Origin of the sequence: Silvania hatchlandensis (genome assembly GCF_025564065.1) — a bacterium.
In the GTDB taxonomy this organism is placed as follows: domain Bacteria; phylum Pseudomonadota; class Gammaproteobacteria; order Enterobacterales; family Enterobacteriaceae; genus Enterobacter; species Enterobacter hatchlandensis.
The window spans coordinates 80,116-100,600 of sequence record NZ_JAMGZK010000051.1 but is presented as its reverse complement, the minus strand read 5'-3'; the positions used below and the strand labels follow the sequence as shown (position 1 = coordinate 100,600).

Sequence of the window (20,485 nt, the reverse complement as noted above, 5' to 3'; positions counted from 1 at the left end):
ATGTCTATTAATACTCTCGCGCGGGTCTTTACCCCGCACGGCAATATCGTCTATACGGCTAACGATTTTCGCCAGACGTTGCGTATCGTGTTTGCCGGGATGATCGCCCTGAGCGTGTCGACGTTTTACAACACCAGCTACGGCGTCTTTTTTGTCATCTACCCGATCATGCTCCTGTCACTGGTGCCGGTGTTTAATCGCCACGTTGCTAAGCAGTTCGTGTTCAGTTCGGCGCTGAACTGCGTCGAAATGGTGTTTATTATCGGCTATCTGGCGCAGTGGCCGCTGATCATGACCCTGGTGGTGTTCGGCCTGTATGTGATCCGGTTTCGCTTTATGAGCCAGGGGCCGCTGTTCCTGTTTGGCTCAATGGGGGTGGTGTGCCAGAGCACGATGCTCAACTTTATGAGTTACCCCACCACTAACTGGCACACGCTGCTGTTTTCGAACATCGAAGCCAGCGTGATGGCGGTGTGCCTGAGCGCGCTGATGCACTATCTGCTGCCGGACGTGGAGCCGCGCAAGCCCCCGCCGAGGCTGGAGAAAGACGCCGCCCGCGTGCGCCATGAGTCGCTGCTCTCCGGTACGGTGGCGACGGTGATTTTTGTGGTGTTCCAGATAAGCGATCTCAGTGATTCCCTGTCGGCGCTGATGGCCGGGATCCTGATCCTCTTTCCGATGCATTATCGCGGGGCGGTGCTGAGTTCTCTGTGGCGCGTGGTCGGGGTGGTGATCGGCTGCCTGTACATCCTGCTGGTGCAAATGGTGCTGTACAATCACAGCAGTCACATGCTGCTGATGATGCCGCTGATTGGCCTCGGGCTGGCGTTTGGCGCCCGGCTGCACGTCATGGAGAAGGTCGGAGCCGGGGTCGGGTTCGCCAGTATTACCACCATCGGGATCATGTTCGGCCAGAATATGCACCCGGACGGGGACCTGATTTTCAGCGATCTCTACCGCATCGTCTCGGTGACGGTAGCGCTGGTGGCGACCCTGACGCTGGTGTTTGTGATGCACCTGATCCTCAACTGCTTTGCCCCGACGCGCTACGTCATTCGCGAACAGTAACGCACACATTTTCTGCATTCTGTGATATCACTGTCGCTCGTTAAATTGGGCGATGACAAGGATAAAGGGAATGTGGCAGACGCGGGCGCTGGAGTTAAATAATCAGGCTTACTGGAACTGGGACAAGGCCTGTGAGCTGGTGGAATACGCCGTCGCGCATGACTTTAACACCGTGATTGTCGGGCAGGTCGCACTGTTCGACATGCTGGTTTCGCCCAAAGGCTATACGCCGCACCACTATAACGACCGCCTCTCCAGCCAGCAGCGCGCCCGTTGCGTTTACCTCAACCGGTTGGGGGCGTTGTGCCAGCAAAAAGGGCTGCGTTTTTACCTGCAGGCGAAGGAGTTTAACTTCCCGACCGACCTGCTGCTGGCGCACCCGCACCTGTTTGAACCGGAGCAGGGAGTCCGCTTCGACGTCGATTTCTGGTGCGGCTATCTTGCCGCCAAGGTGTCGCTGATTTGCCAGCGCATTCCGGCGCTGAGCGGGCTGCTGATCGCCATTTCCAATACCGACGGCCTGCTGCCCATTTCGCGCCCGAACTGGGAGCTGTCCCCCGCCGATGCGATGAGTTTCTCCCCCCGGGATGAACGCAGCCTGACGCTCTACAGCCGCTGCTTTAACGCCCTGTCTCGCGCGATGCAAAACGAGAATAAACACCTGGTGCTGCGCGTGTTCCCGGCCGGGAATCACGATCTGGGCAACGTGCTGGAGGCCATTCGCCCGCTGCCTGAAAGCGTCAGCGTCTCGATTAAGCTGACCCCGGAGCGCTTCTGGCCCTCATTCCCGAACAATCCGGCGCTGCTGGCGGTTCAGGAGCGTGAAGTGTGGGCCGATATCGATCTGGTGGGCGAAGAGGTGGGCTGGGGCATTTTCCCGTTCCCGCGCATTGATGAGCTGCAGGGGCGGCTGCTGTGGTGTCGCAGCAATCCGGCGATCCGCGGGGCGGTATGCAAAACCAGCTGGGAAGGGGTGGATAACCACTGGATCATGGGCACCCTCAGCGAGTGCAATTTGCTGGCCTGCAGCCGGATGCTGGCCAGCGATGGAGTGCACCTTTCCCAGGCGCAGCTGCTGATGTACTGGCTGGATGAATGCTACGGCTGGCACCCGGAGCCGGAGGTCTTTGCCCGCTTTAGCGCGCTGCTGGAGCAGGCCGGCCAGGTGCTGTACAGCGCGATATACGTGCGCGATCACGTGTTCCACCGCCACAGCCAGGTACCGGAAAGCTACGGCCAGGCGGTATGGAGCCTGTACGGACAGCTAAACCGCACCCACTGGCTCCCCGGTTCCGAGCGGGATATCTTCTTCAACGCCAGCGACGTAGAGACCTCTGCCGCCTGCCTGTCGCGGATTGCGAAAGAGAAAGACGAGGCCCGCGAAGCCTCATCGGCCCTGCGCGAAGAGGCGCTGGTGTTTGCCCGAACCGCCGACTTCCCGCATGCCCTGCACCAGCGCTGGCTCGAGGAGTGGCAGGGGTTTGCCCTGTACTGCCATCTTTTCCTGCACGCGCAGAAAGCGTTTTTCACCCTGCGTTTTGCCCGGGAAGTGGAGAACAGCTGGAGCATGCGCGAGATTTGCCAGATTAACATTCAGGAGCTGTATCGCAGCGCCGCCGAAATGGAAGACTACTGCGCGAAGCACGTGGATGCCTCACCCGGCCTGCATGTGTTATTCGATCCCTCGCGCGTCCGCGCCCTGGCGGACAGCCTGAGCGATGAGCTGAAAACCCTGAAAGGCTAATTCGCTCCGCATGACCCGTATAGCGTGATGCCGCTCACGCTATTTTTTTGCCCGCCAGTCGCCAGGTGATCTGCGTCACATCCTGACGGATTCCCAACAGGCGCAATGTGATGCCCGTCACGCCGCACCCTGCCTGCGCTGGCGGTTTGTGAGTCGCCGGGCAATTCCCACTTATCCCTAAAAATGGCTACTCGCCACATCTATCAAACCCGCTGATGATATCGCCGCAATGTATTAGTTCCACGCAAGAAGAGGAAACTATGTCACAGGGTGACTGGCAGTTATCACAGGGCGACGCGCTGACGCGTTTTCTGTTTTCAGCGGCAAAAGCGGAGCGGTTTGCCGAGTTCTATACCGGTGAAGCGACGGATCCGGCGATCGATTACCACTTTCGCAACGGCGCTGGGCCGAAGGAGGCGTCCTTTTGCCGTCGGGTGTTTCGCGAGACCCACGCCCGGCGTGCCGTTGATCCCCTTCAGGCTTTGCCCTGCCATGACGTCACCTTCACGGGCGAGAGCGATACCGTCTCTTTCTCTGACTTTCGCCACGTCGCCTTCCACGTTCAGCGCTGGCTGACGGTCGATCTTTATGCCCCTGACGCGGGCGAATTTCGCTTTCGGCTTGCCACCTGCGGCGGGGTGCGGATCTGGAATCAGGGCCAGCCGATCGTCTGCTTTACGCCGTTTACCCGCAATCAGATGCAGCCGATCGAGGTCAAACTGCCGCTCAATGCCGGACAGAACCGCCTGCTGATCCATCTGGACGAACTGTTTGAACGCGACACCCTCTTTGCTCTGCAGATGATCTATCTGGATACGCCTGCGCTGGGTGTCGCCTTGCCGGACGTTGACGGGACGGCGGTTAATATCCTGAACCAGTTTGCGGGCGGCCTGCGCCCGGAACTCGCCGCGTTCAACCATACCGTGCGGGTGCGCTGCAATGAACCTGCGCCGGACGGTCTCGTCTGCGGGGGAGAACTGCACGGCATGGGCAACGATAATTTCACGGCCCTGCAGCTTGATTTTGGCGCGGTGGAGGCCGGTACTACGGCGCTGTCGCTGCCGTTGCCGCCGGAAACGGGCGAAGCGCACTACCAGCTGCGCCTGACCCTGACCCGGGCCGGAATAACGCTGACCCGTTACCTGGGCGTTAACGTCATGCCGGATGCGCCGGTTAAGGCGAGCGCCGATACGCTGGCCGGGCGCAAGCAGGAAGCGTTGCGTTATACCGCCCGGCACGGCATGGACCGTACCGGGCGCCTGCTGGCGATGCTGCATCTGGGCGATACTGGCCCGGCGTGCGAGCGCTTACTGCAAACCACCCTGAAACGCATCAGCGCCCGGGAAGACTGCTCTGACTTTTCGCTGGTGCCGCTGCTGTGGATCTGGCGCTATCACCAGGGGGAGCATTTCCCGCCGACCCTGTGGCGGCGGGTGAAATCAACCCTGCTGGGCTATCGCTACTGGCTGGACGAGCCGGGCTGCGACGTGATGTGGTTCTGGAGTGAAAACCACGCCCTGTGCTTCCACACCGCCCAGTACCTGGCCGGGCAGTTTTTCCCGGAGGAGCGTTTTATCGCCTCCGGGCGCAGCGGGCGTGAGCAGCAGAACATCGCGCACGCGCGCCTGATGCAGTGGTTCGACGCTATCGAGGTTCACGGCTTTGTCGAGTGGAACTCCGCCCCCTATTACCCGGTGGATTACATCGGCCTGTTCGCTCTGTATCAGATGGCGGAAGACGCGGTTATCCGCGAGAGGGCGCGCGGGCTGATCGACCGCCTGATGCTGCAAAGCGCGCTGCACTATCAGCACGGCGTGGCGGCGGGCACCATGGGCCGGGTGTATGAAAAAGAGCTGCTGGCCGGCAGTCTGACCGAGCTGTCTGCCTACGGCACCGTGGCCTGGGGCCAGGGCGGCTATAACCGTAAATGTGCGTCGCTGCCGCTGTTTTGCGCCAGCGATTACGTCCCGCCTGCACAGGCGGCGCAGTCTGCGCATCTCACCCACGGGGCGCTGTCGGCCTGGTACCGCTGCGGCGGCGGCAACATCGTGGTGTGGAAAGCGCCAGGGGTGAGTTTGTCCTCCTGCGTCGATCACCACACCGGCGAGGCGGGCCATCAACAGCACCTGGTCGATCTGCAGTTTGCCTCGCGTTTTGACGCCAAAATCTGGATTAACCATCCTGGCGAAGCGGAGCCGGGTGGGGAAAAACGCCCCTCATTCTGGGCCGGAAACGCCGTGATGCCCCGCGTGGTGCAGGCCGAAAATCGCGCCATGCTGCTGTGGGACATTGCGGGCGACCCCCTGCCGTGGACCCATCTTCATCTCCCCGTTGAAGCTTTCGACTGTGTCATTCCTCTGGAGGCCGGGCGGATTGTGCGCGCCGGTCACGCCTTTGCGGCGGTGCTTTGCACTGCACCGCCGCAGGCGATAACGCAAGGCTTAACCGCCGGAAGCGAGTGCCGGGCGATGGGGCGTCAGGTGGCGTGGTATCTCGACGCCGGGCAGGGCGATGACGCGGCCTTCGCTGCCTTCTGTACCCGCATCGCGGCGCTGACCTTCCATCTTGATCCGGCCCGGCAGAAGGCCTGGGTGAGAGATGCCGCGTCGGGCGACGAGATGGCAATCGATATGGCCGGGACCCACCACCCGTTCCCGGCGCTGAAAGACGGCGAACTGCGGGTGGAACACACAGGAGTGAAGGGATGATCAGGGAAGAGACAATGAGCACGCTGGATCGCGTGGTGCGGGGCTTTTGCCGTCTGAAGAACCTGAACGAGGTCGGCACAGGCGACGGATTTGCGATCCACTTTGAAGAGTGGGAGTGGGAGATTGGCGTGGGGTTGTACGGCTTCTGGCGCTATGCGCAGTTTCGCCAGGATGCGGCCCTGCAGCAGTCGATCCTCGAATGGTATGAGCAGCAGATCGCCAAAGGGCTGCCGGAAATTCAGATCAACACCACCGCGCCGATGATCGCTCTGGCGCTGGTCGCCGGGCACCATCAGCGCTCGGACCTGCTGGCGACGGTCAACGACTGGGCCGACGCGCTGCTGCAAGACCTGCCCAGAACCGAAGAGGGCGGTTTTCAGCACGTGGTGAAAGAGCAGCCTAACACCGGTCAGCTGTGGGATGACACCCTGTTTATGACCTGCCTGTTCCTCGGCGTGGCGGGGATTGTGCTTAAGCGCCGGGATCTGATTGATGAGGCGGGATATCAGTTCTTGCTGCATACCCGCTACTTAAGCGATCCGGCCAGCGGGCTCTGGTATCACGGCTGGACGTTTGTGGATAAGCACCACTTTGCGGGGGCGTTCTGGGCGCGCGGCAACGCGTGGGTCACGGTTGCTATTCCTGAGTTTATTGAACTGATGGGTGAGCACCTGGATGCGGGGATCCGCCGCTATCTGTCGCAGGTGGTTGCTCGTCAGGTTCGCACCCTGTGCGCGTGTCAGGCCGACAACGGCATGTGGCACACCGTGCTCGACGATCCGCTCTCGCCGCAGGAGTCGTCTGCCACGGCGGGGATCGCCTGGGGCATGCTGCGTGGCGTGCGGATGGGCATTCTTGATGACGACGTGGCTGCACATGCGCTGCGGGCGTTTGACGCTGTGCTGGCGCGGATCGACGACGGGGGCATTGTCCTTGAAGCGTCGCGCGGCACCATGCTGGGCTGGGATATTCAGTATTACTGCGATATCGCCATGGCCCCTGTTCCTTACGCTCAGGCGTTAACCATGCTGCTCCTGCTGGAGGTGGAGCAGGGTAACTGGCTGGGTACAACGCAGTGACGTGATCCTTTCTGAACGATGATAGCGGAGATAATAATAAGTGAAAAAACTCAACCTCATGGGCGCCTTCCAGACGTTTGGCGGTGCGATGGCGGTGCCAATAGCCTTCCTGCCGTTTACCGGTTTGCTGCTGGCCGTCACCAATATTCTGACCATGCCGGAGATCATGGGATCGCTGGCCAGTCCGGAGTCTAACTTTTATAAGGTAATGACCATCCTGAAGTCCGGCGGCTGGACCATATTCCGCAACTTCCCGCTGCTGTTCTGCATGGCATTGCCGATCGGGCTGGCGCGATCGGCCCAGGCGCGCGCGGCGCTGGTGGCCTTTTTCGCCTATATAGCCTTTAACTACTTCACCAGCAGTATTCTGACCTTCTGGGGGCCAGATTTCGGCGTCGACTTTAGCCAGGAGATTGGCAAAGAGAGCGGCCTGACGATGATCGGCGGCATCAAAACCCTGGATACCAGCATTGTCTTCTCCCTGCTGGTGGGGGGGATCGTCACCTGGATCCACAACCGCTTCTTCGAGAAGAAACTGCACGATTACCTGTCCATCTTCCAGGGGATGGCGCTGGTGTTTATCATCGCCTTCTTCCTGATGCTGCCGCTGGCGTGGCTCACCTGCCTGCTGTGGCCGAAAGTGCAGCTGGGCATTAACGCCATGCAGACCTTCTACATTGGCGCGGGCGTGCCGGGGATGGGGATTTTCACCTTCATTAACCACTTCCTGGTGCCGACGGGCCTGCACCGCTTCGTCTACTTCCCGTTCTATTTTGGCCCTGCGGTGGTGGATGGCGGACTGTACACCTACTGGATTGAGCATGTGGCGCAGTTTGCCGCCTCGCCAATCCCGCTGAAAGAGCAGTTCCCGGCGGGCGGCTATAGCCTGGAAGGTAATATCTGCGTGTTCTGCTCCATCGGGGCGGGGCTGGCGATGTACTCCACCGCGCATAAAGATCAGAAGCGTAAAGTGGCGGCGCTGATTTTCCCGGCGATCATCACCGCGGTCACCGTGGGGATCACCGAACCTATCGAGTTTACCTATCTGTTTATTTCACCGCTGCTGTTTGCCCTGAACGCGCTGGTGGGGGCGGTACTCTGTATGGTGCTATATATGGCGGGGGTGGTCGGCTTCATGGGCGGCGGCCTGAACGACATGATCCTCTTTAACTGGGTGTTTTACGCGCAGAACCACGCCAACCTGATCTGGATCCACATTGCGATCGGTCTGACCTTTGCGGCGATCAACTTCTTTGTCTTCCGCTTCGTGATCCTGCGCTACAACATCATGACCCCGGGGCGCAATCCGGATGAAGCCGAGGTGCGTCTGTATTCGAAGCAGGATTATCGGGATAAAAAAGCGGCGGGCGTCCAGCCGGATCGCGAGAAAGCGATCGCCATCCTGAACTGCGTCGGCGGTGCGGATAACGTGGATGTGATCAGCAACTGCCAGACCCGTCTGCGGCTGGTGGTGAACGATCCGTCCCGGGTGCTGGACGATCAGGCGCTAAAAGCTGCCGGTGCGCTGGGGACAATCCGCAGCGGCAATAACCTGCAGATTGTGATTGGTCTGTCGGTGACGGTGGTGAAGGAATTCTTCGAAGCCGAGGTGATGCGCGAGCGGGAACGTGGGCGCGATGCCCCTGAACCGCAACCCGCGGGCTAACGGAAAACGGGGCATGATGCCCCGTTTTTTTATGCCTGCAGGAAGGCAGGGAGTTGCGACAGCAGGAACAGAATCAGCCCGATGGTGCCGCCCACCAGCGTGCCATTGACGCGGATAAACTGCAGATCCTTGCCGATGTTCAGCTCAATTTGCTGGGACATGTCCTTCGCATCCCAGCCTTTTACCGTGTCGCTAATGTGGCGGGTGAGGAAGGCGGCAAACTCCGGTGCCACGCGGTGCGCCGCCTGTTCCAGGTGCTCGTTGAACGAGGCGCGCAGGCTGGCGTCGGCAATCAGCGTTTCGCCGAACCACAGCCCGGCATTGGCAAGGCGCTGCTTCACCCGCGAGTCGTCGCTCTGCATATCCGTCTTCAGCCACTGGCGCAGATCGGTCCACATCTCGCCCAGATAGCGGTTAAAGGCCTCGTCATTTTTCAGGTAGTGTTTAATGTTTTCCGCTTTTTCGGCGGTCTGCGGATCGTTTTTCAGGTTGTCGATAAACTTCATTACCGCGCGATCGAACGCCTGACGGATCTGGTGAGTACGGTCGTGGCTGATGTCATCCAGCAGGGTGTTCACGGCGTCCGACACCAGCTCGGCGCTTTGATCCCCCAGCCATTCGGTCGGTAGGATTTTTGATTTGTTCGGGTGCTCGGTCTTCAGCCAGTGGACGATCTGCGCGGCGATAAAATCCCGGGTGCTGTCGCGCTGGATCAGGTCGATCAGCCGGTTGATGATCGCATCCAGCAGCACCTGATGGCGGTTATTTTTGGTCATGCTCTCCAGCATGACCGCGCTGGTTTGGCTGAGATCGACCTTATCAATCGCCTTATGCACCGCGCGCTTGAGCAGCTGCTGAATGCGCCCGTCGTCGGTGAGCTCCAGAAAACCGCTCATCACCTGGATCAGATGCTGCCCGACGCGCTGGGCGTTTTCCGGCTGGCTAAACCAGGTCCCGATCATCTGCGCCGGTTCGTGGCGGCGGATCAGCGTGACCAGCGACTGGGTATCGAGAAACTTCTCCTGCACGAACTGGCCAAGATTGTCGCCAATCCGGTCTTTATTACGCGGAATAATCGCCGTATGGCGCGAGATAAACGGGATCGGCACCCGGCGAAACAGGGCGACAACGGCGAACCAGTCCGCCAGCGCACCGACCATCGCCGCCTCGGCAATGGCCTTCACGCCACGCACCCAGAAGGTTTGCGGCAAAAAGAGGGTGACGATAAAGGTCGCGACGGCAATCAGCAGTAACGACAGCGCTAACAGCTTGGCGCGTTTGAGTTCAGCGAGTTTTTCCATAGGGTTAAGGATAGAGGGAGGTGTGTTGAAAAAGCAAAAATAAGGTATGGGTGTCATCGAGAGGTGGATTATTCCTGAAGCCGCATTCCATTTTTGATTGAAATTACAGCGGGTAGCGTGTGTATTGCACTGCATTTGTATATTCTTTTTTGTATATACAATCCAGGGAGGGTGCACTATGCTAACGGAGTTTGAGTGGGATACCAGGAAGGCCAAAAGTAATCTGCAAAAGCACGGGGTTCGCTTTGAGGATGCGGTGTTAATTTTTGACGATCCTCACCATTTATCCCTGCAGGAGCGATACGAAAACGGTGAGTTTCGCTGGCAAAGTATCGGGCTTGTGGGCGGCGTCGCTGTGATTTTGGTTGCACACACGATTCGTTTTGAAAGTGGCTATGAAGTGATTCGCATCATCAGCGCACGTAAGGCAGACAGAAGAGAGAGGATTCGTTATGAGCGTGGTTAAACATAAACGTGGCGACGCACCCGTCATGAGCGCCAGACGTGAGGCAGAACTCAAGGCGCTGGCAAATAAACCGGATGAGGACATCGACTATAGCGATATCCCTGCAACGATGGATGAAACCTGGTCCGAGGCGGTGCGCGGCAAATTTTATCGCCCTTTAAAAACGCAGGCCTCAGTGCGTATTGATGCTGATGTCATGGAGTGGCTGAAGAGGCCAGGAAAGGGCTATCAGACCAGGCTTAACGCCATCCTGCGCGAAGCGATGCTTCGCGATCAAAACAAGAATTAACTCCCGGTGGCGCTGCGCTTACCGGGGCTACGGATTGTATTCCCCGGCCTGATAAGCGCAGCGCCATCAGGCGTTTCCTTTGCGCTTAGAGTGGCGCTAAAAATCGCCATAAGATCCCGCCGCCAAACATCAGCAGCACAGCCCCTGCCGCGCGTTCGATTTTCCACACGCTATATTTCAGGCGCTGTTGCACAGCGGGCAAGGTAATAAACGACACCACCGCCAGATCCCATACCAGCACCACCATCACCATCCAGATCCCACTTACCGACTGCTGAAGAAGCGTGACGTCCGGGCCGAGCAGGGCGGTCATCAGCGCCAGATAGAACAGGGCGTTTTTCGGATTTAACACTGCTGAACCCAGGCCGAGCAGGAGCTGCCTGCGCCAGGAGGGGCAGGCAGCTTCTGCGCGCTCAACGGCGAGCGTGGTGGGCCGGCTTTGCACCAGTTGCCAGCCGATCCACAGCAGGTACAACGCGCCCAGCAACTCAATAGCACTGAACAGCAGTGTGAACTGGCGCAGCGCGCTCCAGCCCACTATCACCAGCAGAATGTAGAATCCGTTGCCCGCGGCGATCCCCACGCACAGCCCGGCGCTGCCGCGCAGGCGGTGGCGGGCAGCGAAGCCCATCAGCAAAAAGAAATCCGGGCCGGGGCTGAGCAGGGCGACAAAATGCGCCAGCGCGAGGGCCAAAAAAGCGGGCGGGAAGAGAGTGGTAAACAGTTCCATAGTGACCTCATCAGCAAAACTGAGGTCAGGCTACGCCAACGCGAGCGCTAATTATTGTCGGATATTGATCGCCCGGTGGCGTACTGGCGAGGAGTAGCGGCCGTGTAGCTGACAAAGGTTTTATGGAAATGGCTCTGATCGGCAAAGCCGCTCTGGTAACTGACGTCGGCGATGAGATCCCCGGCACGCAGGCGCGCTTTGGCGAACTCTACTCTGGAGATGGCCAGAAAGGTGCCCGGCGTCAGGCCGGTATCCTGTTTAAAGGTTCTGATTAACGTCTCTTTGCGCAGCGAAAAACGCCGGGCTAAAACGTCCAGAGAAGGCGGTTCCTGCAGGCTGTGGCGTAACGTTTGCAACAGGGCAAGGCTGGAGGGACGAAGGGCATCAGGCGGGGCGCTATTTGCTGCCAGCCCGGACAGCAGGGCACCGATCGCCTCGGGCGACAGCGTCTCAACGACCGTCAGATACTGGCGGAACAGCGCCTCATTGCGGATCACCTGCAGAGCGGGCTGAAGGTCAGTCTCCAGATACAGCATATGGTAGCTGCGGGGTTGTCCGGCAATGGGGTTACAGCTGTGCGGCAGATGCGCGGGGATGATAATCAGATCGCCAGGATAAAGGGTGAACGGCTCGCCGTTGCAGGTGCAGCAGGTTTGCCCCTCCAGGATGGCGCCAATGGAAAGCTGCGTATGGCTGTGGCGTTTGTACGCCTGGGTGCTTTGCCATGTACTGCGCAGCTCAAGGCCAGGCTTGCGGAGGAAGGTCTGATTGACGTGGCGCGTCTGGTTCATGGTGGCTACCTGTGCGAGGGGACAGGTGCTTATAGCATGGGGCGGCGGAAAAGTCTGATAGTGGTCCTCACTACAGCCTGTATACCCAACTTTACCTTCATACCCGGCCATGTTGACTACCCTTAATAGCCTGTGTAGTCAAAAAGGAGGCAGTAATGGCCTATCAGACAGTGAATCCTGCTAACAACAAACTCATCAAAGAATATCCTTCTCATACTGATGCTGATGTCGAGGCGGCGCTGAAAACAGCCGATGCGCTCTATCACTCCGACTGGGCGAAAGGCAGCATCGACAAACGGCTGCCGGTGCTGCACAAGCTGGCGGATCTGATTGACTCCCGTAGCGAAGAATTGGCGAAAATTGCCAGCGTGGAGATGGGGAAACTCATCGAGCAGAGCCGTGCCGAAGTGAAACTCTGTGCGCAGATCGCTCGCTACTATGCCGATAACGCGAAGCAGCACCTTGCCCCGGTAAAATACCCCTCCGAACTCGGCGAAGCCTGGGTCGAGCATCATCCCATCGGCGTGGTGATGGCGGTTGAGCCGTGGAACTTCCCCTATTATCAGCTGATGCGCGTGCTGGCTCCGAACCTGGCGGCGGGTAACCCGGTTCTCGCTAAACATGCCAGCATCGTGCCGCACTGTGCAGAGACTTTCGCCCATCTGGTGCGCGAAGCCGGTGCGCCGGAAGGGGCATGGACCAACCTGTTTATCTCTCAGGATCAGGTGGCCAGGATCATCGCCGACCCGCGCGTGCAGGGTGCCGCCCTGACCGGATCTGAGAAAGCCGGTAGCGTGGTGGCCGCGCAGGCCGCGAAGCACATCAAAAAATCGACCCTCGAACTGGGCGGTAACGATGTGTTCGTGGTACTGGACGATGCGGATCTGGAGAAGGCCGTAAAAATCGGCGTCAATGCGCGGCTCGCCAACGCCGGGCAGGTCTGTACCGCCGCTAAGCGTTTTATCGTGCATGAAAAAGTGGCTGAGCAGTTCCTGACGAAGTATACCGAGGCCTTCAAACAGGTGAAGATCGGCGATCCGCTGGATGCGAGCACCACATTGGGGCCGCTGTCATCGAAAGACGCGCTGGAGACCCTGACCAAACAGGTTAACGAGGCGGTGAAAAACGGGGCGACGCTGCATTACGGCGGCAAGCCGGTCGCGCGTGAGGGCAGCTTCTTTGAGCCGACGATTTTGACCAACATCACCCGCGAAAACCCGGCGTATTTCGAAGAGTTCTTCGGCCCGGTGGCGCAGGTCTACGTGGTGAAAAACGATGAAGAGGCGGTGAAACTGGCCAACGACTCGCACTACGGTCTGGGCGGCGCGGTGTTCAGCAAAGATATTGAACGCGCCAAAAAGATGGCGTCGAACATCGAAACCGGGATGGTGTGGATCAACTGGCTGACCGATACCGCAGCCGAGCTGCCGTTCGGTGGCGTCAAGCGCTCCGGCTACGGACGCGAGCTGTCCGACCTGGGGATCAAAGAGTTTGTGAACCAGAAGCTGGTGGTGATCCGCCGCTAATTATGCGGCCTGATGCCCTCACCCTAACCCTCTCCCAGCGGGAGAGGGAACCGTCCGCGGGCTTATTTACGTAACCCCGCAAACCCCGCCCTGATCTCCTCTTCGGGCAGCTGGATACCGATAAACACCATCACGCTGTGCGGCGTTTCGTCGCCCCACGGGCGGTCCCAGTCGGCGCTGTACAGGCGCTGCACGCCCTGGAACAGCAGGCGGTTCGGCTCGCCATCGATCCACAGCATTCCTTTGTAGCGCAGCAGTTTGTCGGCAAACGACAGCAGCAGGTTCTCCATCACGCGCGACACGTCGCTGATGTCCACCGGATAATCCAGCTCGACCACAATCGACGAGACGTCGTTTTGCTTGTCGGCCATAAAGTGAAAGCGCGGTTTCGCGGTGACGTTCTCTTCCAGCATAAAGCCGTTGGTGTTAAACAGCTGCGCCAGGTCGATATCGCCGTGCGTGACGGTGTATATCGGCGCGCGGGCGTTGATCCGCGTCAGGCGTTCGCGCAGCTTTTCGCTATCGCCCGCCACATCGGTTTTGGTCAGCAGAATGCGATCGGCGTAGCCAATTTGCGACTGGGCGAGGGTGAACTGGTTCATCTGCTCGTCGGCGTGAACCGCGTCGACCAGGGCGATCACCCCGTCCAGCAGGTAGCGCTGGCAGAGGATCTCGTGGGAGAAAAAGGTCTGAATAATCGGGCCGGGGTCGGCCATACCGGTGCATTCGATTATCAGGCGGTCGAAGGCGATATCGCCGCGATCGCGGCTGTCGAGCAGGTCGAGCAGGGCGTCTTCCAGCTCGCTGGAGCGGGTGCAGCAGATGCAGCCGTTGGTCAGCGTTTTGATCTGGGTGGCGCGATCGCCAATCAGCTGATCGTCAACGGACACTTCACCGAACTCGTTCTCGATGACTGCGATTTTAAAGCCGTGCTGTTCGTTGAGGATATGGCGCAGCAGGGTGGTTTTGCCCGCGCCAAGAAAGCCGGTAAGTAGGGTAACTGCAATCGGTGTCATGGTCTCTCCTTTAGCAGCAGCGCACGCCGCCTTCTCCACTTCCGCCGTAGCGCGCTTCCTGGCGCTCGCGGAAGAATTCGCTGTAGGTCATGTACGGCTTATCCGGATGGTTGGTCTTCATATGTTCAACGTAGTTGTCATAGTCCGGAATGCCAATCAGCATTTTCGCCGCCTGACCGAGGTATTTTTTTGCTTCGCCTAAGTTACCAAACATTATGTCATCCAGATATAAAAAGCCCGGGAACGTCAGTCCGCCGGGCTTGTGTTTCCCCTCACCCCGGCCCTCTCCCCAAAGGGGCGAGGGGGAAAGACCGCGCTGTACGGTCCCCTCTCCCCTTTGGGGAGAGGGTTAGGGTGAGGGGTAGGATTAATGGTGTGAAGAGGTCTTCACGCCGCCTTCCGGTACCGGAACGTATGGCGTTTCGTTATCGGTACGACCGTCGGCATTACGCACGGCGATCCAGGTTTTGACCCCGTAGAAGATGATGCTGTACACCACCACCAGGAACAGAATGCTTAACGCGGCGTTGGTGTAGTTGTTCACCACGATATGGTTCATGTTGGCAATCTGCTGCGCGGTCAGTTCACCCGTGTCTGCGGCAATCTTCGCTTTGTACTGGCTCGCCATATAGAAGAACCCTTCCAGCTGCGGGTTGGTGCTGAACAGCTTCAGACCCAACGCCCAGGTGGTGCAGAGCAGCAGCCACAGAGCAGGCACCACGGTCACCCAGATGTATTTGGTGCGTTTCATCTTAATCAGCACCACGGTGCCGAGCACCAGCGCCACAGCCGCCAGCATCTGGTTAGAGATACCGAACAGCGGCCACAGGCTCTTCACGCCGCCCAGCGGGTCAACCACGCCCTGATACAGCAGGTAGCCCCACAGCCCAACGCAGCCCGCGGTGCCCAGAATCCCGGCGACCAGTGAATCGGTTTTTTTCAGGAACGGCACGAAGTTACCCAGCAGATCCTGCAGCATAAAGCGACCTGCGCGGGTACCGGCATCCAGTGCGGTCAGGATGAACAGCGCTTCGAACAGGATCCCGAAGTGATACCAGAAGCCCATGTCGGCCATCGGCAGCACTTTGTGGAACACGTGGGCGATACCTACCGCGAGGGTCGGTGCGCCACCGGCACGGTTCAGAACCGAGGGTTCGCCGATGTCTTTGGCGGTCTGCATGATCTGCTCAGGTGAGATCACAAAGCCCCAGGAGCTGACGGTCGCTGCCGCGTGGGTGCTGACGTCTTTCAGCTGCGCCATGATCAGCGCCGCATTGTCGCCACCCATTTCGTGCAGGTTCGGCATAGTAATGCCCAGTCCTGCTGGCGGGGTGTTCATTGCGAAGTACAGACCCGGCTCGATGATGGACGCTGCTACCAGGGCCATGATCGCCACGAAGGATTCCATCAGCATCGCGCCATAACCAATGAAGCGGGCGTCGGTTTCGTTGGCCATCAGCTTCGGCGTGGTGCCGGAGGCGATCAGGGCATGGAAGCCAGACACCGCGCCACAGGCGATGGTGATGAACAGGAACGGGAACATCGCGCCTTTCCACAGCGGTCCGGTGCCGTCAATGTACTGCGTGACCGCAGGCATTTTCAGTTCCGGGTTGATGATCACGATGCCGATCGCCAGACCGACGATCACGCCGATTTTCAGGAAGGTCGCCAGGTAATCACGCGGGGCCAGAATCAGCCACACCGGCAGCAGGGCAGAGATAAAGGCATAGCCAATCAGCGCAAAGGTGATGGTGGTGTCTTTGAAGGTCAGCGCCGGGCCCCAGTACGGGTCGTGGGCGATGATGCCGCCAAAGTAAATGGAGGCCACCAGCAGCACGATACCAATCACCGACACTTCGCCCACGCGGCCCGGCCGCAGGAAGCGCATATAGATGCCCATAAACAGCGCAATCGGCACCGTCGAGCAGACAGTGAACACGCCCCACGGACTTTCAGCCAGCGCTTTCACCACGATCAGGGCCAGCACCGCAAGGATGATGATCATGATCAGGAAGCAGCCAAACAGGGCGATGGTGCCCGGCACGCGGCCCATCTCTTCTTTGATCATCTCACCCAGAGAGGCGCCGTTACGACGGGAAGAGATAAACAGCACCATAAAGTCCTGCACCGCACCCGCCAGCACCACGCCTGCGAGCAGCCACAGGGTACCCGGCAGGTAGCCCATCTGCGCCGCCAGCACCGGTCCCACCAACGGGCCAGCCCCGGCAATTGCCGCAAAGTGGTGACCAAACAGCACGTAGCGGTTGGTCGGAACGTAGTTCAGGCCGTCATTGTTAATGACCGCCGGGGTGGCGCGCGTCGGGTCAAGCTTCATGACCTTCTGGGCGATATAGAGACTGTAGTAGCGGTACGCCACCAGATAAACCGATACGGAAGCCACGACGATCCACAGGGCACTGACGTGCTCACCGCGGCGCAGGGCCACGACCGAGAGGCAAAATGCGCCGAGGATCCCTATAAGGGCCCAGGGAGCATGTTTAAGCAGTTTTTTCATATCCATAATAAAACCTGGTTTTTTAACGGGTAAAAGGGTCAGGGTTCGCTGTGAGAGATGTTGATTAATGCTGAGGCGATCTTGCCAGAGTGGCGCGCGCGTAAAGGAAGGTAAATCTGTGAGAGGTTATATGGCGGGATGAACGGTCAACAGCGACGGCGAGTGGTTCAGGCTCGCCGCCATCAGGGGATTTTATGTGATTGAGGTCACGGTCTCAGGGGCGGGCTGCGGCTCCTGTTCGACCACGGTTTCCGGCGTTGACAGGGTGTAAGGGGTATCGAGCCAGTCGGACTTACCGTAAAACACGGCATTGATCTGGGTGTCGTGCAGCAGGTGAGCGCGAAAACGCTGGAACAGTTTTTTATCCGGGGTGAAGTCAGTCTGCCAGAACTGGGTTAACGGCCCCTGCCAGGTGAGCCCTTCGATGTCGTACAGCGCTTTGCCCATCACCATCAGCGGCTTGTTGTGGATCAGCGCCGACAGGCCTGCGGTGCTGTTTACGGTAATCACCGCCCGGGTATGGGTCAGCAGCGCGGGCAGGTTAACATCGTGCACATAAATAACCCGCCCCGTAATGCCGTATTTCTCGGTCAGGGTGTTAATTAAGGTGCCGTAATAGCGGTGACCACGATCCATCGGGTGATGCTTAAACACCAGGTGCCGCTCTTTCGGCGCATGGCGGGCAAATGAGCGGATCACGGTTTCGATATATTCACGCACGTCTTTGTACGGGCTGTGGTGAATAATCTGGCTGTCGTTGTAGACCTGCAAAATCGCCAGGTAATATTGGTTATCCAGCGTGCCGGTGATATGGCTCAGCATATGGCGCTGCTGCCAGCGGTACCACAGCTTACGGCGACCGGCACGGAACCAGCATTGCATCTCGTACCACGGGGAGAACGACTTATGGTGGCGGTAGCCCCGGTAGCGATGGCGACCAAACCAGCCCGCCGCATAGTAGAGCATGGCATGGGCGGCACGGTTAAAGGAGCTCGGTTTCCATGGCGTCGGCGTTTTCACCTCGGGCAGCGGCTGTTCGCGATAGTACTTCGCATCGATGGGCATCGAGGAGAAGGCGTTCACGCCCCCTTTTTCCAGGGTGATGTAGAACGGGCGGAAATAGCCCTCCTCAAACGCAAGGAAATCGATGGCTTTGCTGCGCGCCCACTTTTTCGCTTCGATGTGCATTGGACGGCAGTCACCAAAACAGACGATGGTGTCGAAGGGGTAGGTTTTGTGTAATTCGCGCAGCCAGAAGGCAAAATTCTTCACGGAGCCGGTGTAGTGCAGCGCGGTCTCTTTCGCGGCATACCATGAGTCCCCGGCATTAAAGCAGACCTGCTTGACCTCGCGACGGCTGTTCTGCAGCCAGGCAGCCAGACGTGAAAAACAGGGGCCCATAGGTCCTTGTAATAACAGATATCGACGGCCATTCAATAAGTGGCGGATAGCTTGCTCGTCCATTGTGTTTCCCAGATCGGTTCCGTTGATGAATCAAATCAGTAAGCGGCTTTAATGACGTCTTTCTTTAATGAAGCGGGACAAAGAGGCGCGGGGCTGCAGAGTCTGTGCGAGATAGCTCAGCTTGATTTGCCAGCGCTGCCAGCGGCTCGATTTTTGCGATGAGGCTTTTTTTTGCCCTGCCAGCTGGCGGATCAGCTGCTCCGGGCTCATCCACAGGCCGCTTTGCCAGTCGATATACAGCGGATAGGCAACCAGCGTCATATACACCAGTGCCGCCAGCGGCAAGATACGTTCCCGACGAGGCGCGGGATGACGATCTTCGGTCAGTCCCCAGCCGCTGTAGAACGGCTGGCCCCAGGTGGTGACCTTCACGCCCTGGACCAGGGCCTCGAAGCCACTGAGCGAGGTCATGGTGTGCAGTTCGTCCACGTGCGGATAGAGGCTGGTCAACCCGAGATCCAGCACCTGGCTGTCGACGCATTGCGCCAGACAGGCGGCGGAGATCGCCCCGGCCCGGTTACCCGCCACCACATCCGGATGCGGTTTAAACAGGATATGCGCCTCCGGTCTGGCCTCGCGCACTGCCCACAGCAGCTGTTCGTTGCTGCGAATCACCGGGCTGCCGGTCAGGATCGAGGCATCGCCGTCCACCTGGCCCACCACCAGCACCAGCGGGCGGCCATCGTCAGGCGGGGTAAACTGCTGGGCGATGCCGACGTTGTACTTGCTGACGCCGTGCTGCTGGAGCAGTTCCACCAGCGCGGCACCGCGTGCCAGCACGTCGTGGGTCAGCGGCAGGTCGTTGAGCTGCTGCTCGAGCCTGCTCGGCTGACGGCTGTCAAAATAGATCCCTACCGGATCGATCGATAACGACGACGGGCGGCAGAGGTTCGAGCCCAGCCCTCGCGAGCGGATAAAACCGTCTTCCACCCGAATCGCGTTGGTCAGTTCTGGATGGCGCGCGCCCCACACCAGCACCTGTTCGTCTGCCGCAAGCCGTGCGGGCGGAGTGCGCACAAAGCACAGCTCGGTGGCCAATGGGTGGCAGAAGGCATGCATAAAGGCGCGCTTCCACAGCGAGAATCCCACCAGGTACAGGCGGCGATAGCGCGGGGCAGGGTGCTGCTGGCGGGCAATCATCGCCAGCACCTCTTCCACTTCGCAGCGCTGGCCGAGCACCGGATCCAGATAGCGGGGATACAGAATCAATGCGGCGGCGACTAACTGCGCCAGGCTCACTTGCACGTCGCGTCGCGGACACGATTTATGGTCGTGGGTCAGCCCCCAGCCGGCATAAAACGGCATCCCGAAGCAGTGCACCGCTTTGCCCAGCAGCAGGGCTTCAAAACCCATCTGCGAGGAGACGGTGTAGACCGCCTCGACTTCATTCAGCAGGGCGTGGGGATGGCAGTGATCGGCGACCACTTCCACATCGTCCAGTTCCAGACGCGCCAGCACACCGTTTTTCTTTCCGAGGCGCGTGTCCGGGTGGGTGCGCAGCAGCAGGCGGGCACCGGGATGGTCACGCCGGGCGGCGGCGACCATCGCGATAAAATCGTCTTCCGTGGCCAGCGCGCCGGGAATGGACATATCCCCTGCCACCTGGTCGATCAGCAACACGTTAGGGCGCGGGTCATTGTGCAGGCGGGTCGCCAGCGCATCTGGCAGGCCGCTGCCTGCGGCGTAGCAGTTGTATTTGGTGATGCCCAGGCGCAGCAGTTCGTTAATCAGCGATTCGGCGCGTGCCAGCATCGCGGCGTTGCAGGGCGCGGCAATCAGCTGTTCAAGCTGGCTCGGCTGGCGGGCGTCGTAATAAATACCCACCGGGTCGGCAATCAGCGAGACCGGCAGCCCCGCGCGGGCGGGATGGCCGATATAGCCGATAAAACCGTCTTCCAGCTGCCAGTAGGGCAGGCCGAGGTCGTGGGCTTTTTGTTTGATTTTATGGGTGTTGGGTTTTTGGCCCCAGCCAACCAGGGTATCGTCGTCGGCAAGCTGAATGTCGGTCTTGAAAAGATGCAGCGGGCGACCAAGCAGCGGTTCAATCTGCGCTCTTCTGCCCAGGATCCCTGTTGAACCTGTATAAAATTTCATTTTTGCTCTGTGCAGGAGAAAGCGCCCC

The 20,485-nt window shown here is 59.3% G+C and carries 16 protein-coding genes; 8 read left to right on the top strand and 8 right to left on the bottom strand.

Annotated elements, in window-relative coordinates; genetic code table 11:
* The 5 genes from M8014_RS14855 (at position 1) to M8014_RS14835 (ending at position 8,265) form a co-directional block, all read left to right on the top strand.
* Positions 1-1,068 (top strand): DUF2955 domain-containing protein, encoded by a 1,068-nt coding sequence (locus M8014_RS14855; RefSeq protein WP_271283181.1) that lies wholly within the window; start codon positions 1-3, stop codon positions 1,066-1,068.
* A 70-nt stretch (positions 1,069-1,138) separates the two neighbouring features.
* On the top strand, positions 1,139-2,812 hold the full coding sequence (locus M8014_RS14850; protein ID WP_271283180.1) for a hypothetical protein: 1,674 nt from the start codon (positions 1,139-1,141) through the stop codon (positions 2,810-2,812).
* 260 nt (positions 2,813-3,072) lie between these two features.
* Complete coding sequence (locus M8014_RS14845) at positions 3,073-5,520, top strand: hypothetical protein (protein WP_271283179.1); 2,448 nt, start codon at positions 3,073-3,075, stop codon at positions 5,518-5,520.
* The gene (gene bglB, locus M8014_RS14840; RefSeq protein ID WP_271283178.1) at positions 5,517-6,599 is read left to right on the top strand and encodes a beta-galactosidase BglB; all 1,083 of its coding nucleotides are present in this window, start codon (positions 5,517-5,519) and stop codon (positions 6,597-6,599) included. Before M8014_RS14845 ends, bglB begins: the two co-directional genes overlap by 4 nt.
* 40 nt (positions 6,600-6,639) lie before the next feature.
* The gene (locus M8014_RS14835) at positions 6,640-8,265 is read left to right on the top strand and encodes an alpha-glucoside-specific PTS transporter subunit IIBC (RefSeq protein ID WP_271283177.1); all 1,626 of its coding nucleotides are present in this window, start codon (positions 6,640-6,642) and stop codon (positions 8,263-8,265) included.
* A gap of 29 nt (positions 8,266-8,294) precedes the next feature.
* On the opposite strand, the gene M8014_RS14830 is transcribed toward M8014_RS14835, so the two are convergent.
* Positions 8,295-9,566, bottom strand: coding sequence for a DUF445 domain-containing protein (locus M8014_RS14830; RefSeq protein ID WP_271283176.1), 1,272 nt, complete (start codon positions 9,564-9,566; stop codon positions 8,295-8,297).
* A gap of 178 nt (positions 9,567-9,744) precedes the next feature.
* On the opposite strand from M8014_RS14830, the gene M8014_RS14825 reads away from it, so the two are divergent.
* Both M8014_RS14825 and M8014_RS14820 read left to right on the top strand, forming a co-directional pair.
* Positions 9,745-10,032, top strand: a complete 288-nt coding sequence (locus M8014_RS14825) for a BrnT family toxin (RefSeq protein ID WP_271283175.1) — start codon at positions 9,745-9,747, stop codon at positions 10,030-10,032.
* Entirely contained in the window at positions 10,019-10,321 is a 303-nt protein-coding gene (locus M8014_RS14820; RefSeq protein WP_271283174.1) for a BrnA antitoxin family protein, read from the top strand. Before M8014_RS14825 ends, M8014_RS14820 begins: the two co-directional genes overlap by 14 nt.
* An 85-nt stretch (positions 10,322-10,406) precedes the next feature.
* On the opposite strand, the gene M8014_RS14815 is transcribed toward M8014_RS14820, so the two are convergent.
* Both M8014_RS14815 and M8014_RS14810 read right to left on the bottom strand, forming a co-directional pair.
* A complete protein-coding gene (locus M8014_RS14815; protein ID WP_271283173.1) occupies positions 10,407-11,051 on the bottom strand; it encodes a LysE family translocator in 645 nt (214 codons plus the stop codon).
* A gap of 47 nt (positions 11,052-11,098) precedes the next feature.
* The gene (locus M8014_RS14810) at positions 11,099-11,842 is read right to left on the bottom strand and encodes an AraC family transcriptional regulator (protein ID WP_271283172.1); all 744 of its coding nucleotides are present in this window, start codon (positions 11,840-11,842) and stop codon (positions 11,099-11,101) included.
* A 155-nt stretch (positions 11,843-11,997) separates the two neighbouring features.
* Between M8014_RS14810 and M8014_RS14805 the strand changes: the two genes are divergently transcribed.
* Positions 11,998-13,368 carry an NAD-dependent succinate-semialdehyde dehydrogenase gene (locus tag M8014_RS14805; RefSeq protein WP_271283171.1) on the top strand — a complete coding sequence of 457 codons (1,371 nt, stop codon included), beginning with the start codon at positions 11,998-12,000 and terminating at the stop codon, positions 13,366-13,368.
* Positions 13,369-13,430: 62 nt separating this feature from the next.
* Here the strand turns inward: M8014_RS14805 and yjiA are convergent, their stop codons facing one another.
* The 5 genes from yjiA to M8014_RS14780 form a co-directional block, all read right to left on the bottom strand.
* Positions 13,431-14,384: a GTPase gene (gene yjiA, locus M8014_RS14800; RefSeq protein WP_271283170.1), complete on the bottom strand. Its 954-nt coding sequence runs from the start codon at positions 14,382-14,384 to the stop codon at positions 13,431-13,433.
* A 10-nt stretch (positions 14,385-14,394) separates the two neighbouring features.
* The gene (locus tag M8014_RS14795) at positions 14,395-14,598 is read right to left on the bottom strand and encodes a YbdD/YjiX family protein (RefSeq protein ID WP_038155920.1); all 204 of its coding nucleotides are present in this window, start codon (positions 14,596-14,598) and stop codon (positions 14,395-14,397) included.
* Between the two features lie 153 nt (positions 14,599-14,751).
* On the bottom strand, positions 14,752-16,905 hold the full coding sequence (locus M8014_RS14790; protein ID WP_271283169.1) for a carbon starvation CstA family protein: 2,154 nt from the start codon (positions 16,903-16,905) through the stop codon (positions 14,752-14,754).
* A 186-nt stretch (positions 16,906-17,091) separates the two neighbouring features.
* The gene (locus M8014_RS14785) at positions 17,092-18,363 is read right to left on the bottom strand and encodes a capsule biosynthesis protein (RefSeq protein WP_271283168.1); all 1,272 of its coding nucleotides are present in this window, start codon (positions 18,361-18,363) and stop codon (positions 17,092-17,094) included.
* 48 nt (positions 18,364-18,411) lie between these two features.
* A complete protein-coding gene (locus M8014_RS14780; RefSeq protein WP_271283167.1) occupies positions 18,412-20,457 on the bottom strand; it encodes a capsular polysaccharide biosynthesis protein in 2,046 nt (681 codons plus the stop codon).
* Between the last annotated feature and the right edge of the window lie 28 nt (positions 20,458-20,485).

Excerpts from the sequence above, each read along its gene's own strand:
- M8014_RS14855 (WP_271283181.1), top strand. The coding sequence starts at position 1 with ATGTCTATTAATACTCTCGCGCGGGTCTTTACCCCGCACGGCAATATC.
- M8014_RS14850 (WP_271283180.1), top strand. The coding sequence starts at position 1,139 with ATGTGGCAGACGCGGGCGCTGGAGTTAAATAATCAGGCTTACTGGAAC.
- M8014_RS14845 (WP_271283179.1), top strand. The coding sequence starts at position 3,073 with ATGTCACAGGGTGACTGGCAGTTATCACAGGGCGACGCGCTGACGCGT.
- bglB (WP_271283178.1), top strand. The coding sequence starts at position 5,517 with ATGATCAGGGAAGAGACAATGAGCACGCTGGATCGCGTGGTGCGGGGC.
- M8014_RS14830 (WP_271283176.1), bottom strand. The coding sequence starts at position 9,566 with ATGGAAAAACTCGCTGAACTCAAACGCGCCAAGCTGTTAGCGCTGTCG.
- M8014_RS14825 (WP_271283175.1), top strand. The coding sequence starts at position 9,745 with ATGCTAACGGAGTTTGAGTGGGATACCAGGAAGGCCAAAAGTAATCTG.
- M8014_RS14820 (WP_271283174.1), top strand. The coding sequence starts at position 10,019 with ATGAGCGTGGTTAAACATAAACGTGGCGACGCACCCGTCATGAGCGCC.
- M8014_RS14815 (WP_271283173.1), bottom strand. The coding sequence starts at position 11,051 with ATGGAACTGTTTACCACTCTCTTCCCGCCCGCTTTTTTGGCCCTCGCG.
- M8014_RS14810 (WP_271283172.1), bottom strand. The coding sequence starts at position 11,842 with ATGAACCAGACGCGCCACGTCAATCAGACCTTCCTCCGCAAGCCTGGC.
- M8014_RS14805 (WP_271283171.1), top strand. The coding sequence starts at position 11,998 with ATGGCCTATCAGACAGTGAATCCTGCTAACAACAAACTCATCAAAGAA.
- yjiA (WP_271283170.1), bottom strand. The coding sequence starts at position 14,384 with ATGACACCGATTGCAGTTACCCTACTTACCGGCTTTCTTGGCGCGGGC.
- M8014_RS14795 (WP_038155920.1), bottom strand. The coding sequence starts at position 14,598 with ATGTTTGGTAACTTAGGCGAAGCAAAAAAATACCTCGGTCAGGCGGCG.
- M8014_RS14790 (WP_271283169.1), bottom strand. The coding sequence starts at position 16,905 with ATGGATATGAAAAAACTGCTTAAACATGCTCCCTGGGCCCTTATAGGG.
- M8014_RS14785 (WP_271283168.1), bottom strand. The coding sequence starts at position 18,363 with ATGGACGAGCAAGCTATCCGCCACTTATTGAATGGCCGTCGATATCTG.
- M8014_RS14780 (WP_271283167.1), bottom strand. The coding sequence starts at position 20,457 with ATGAAATTTTATACAGGTTCAACAGGGATCCTGGGCAGAAGAGCGCAG.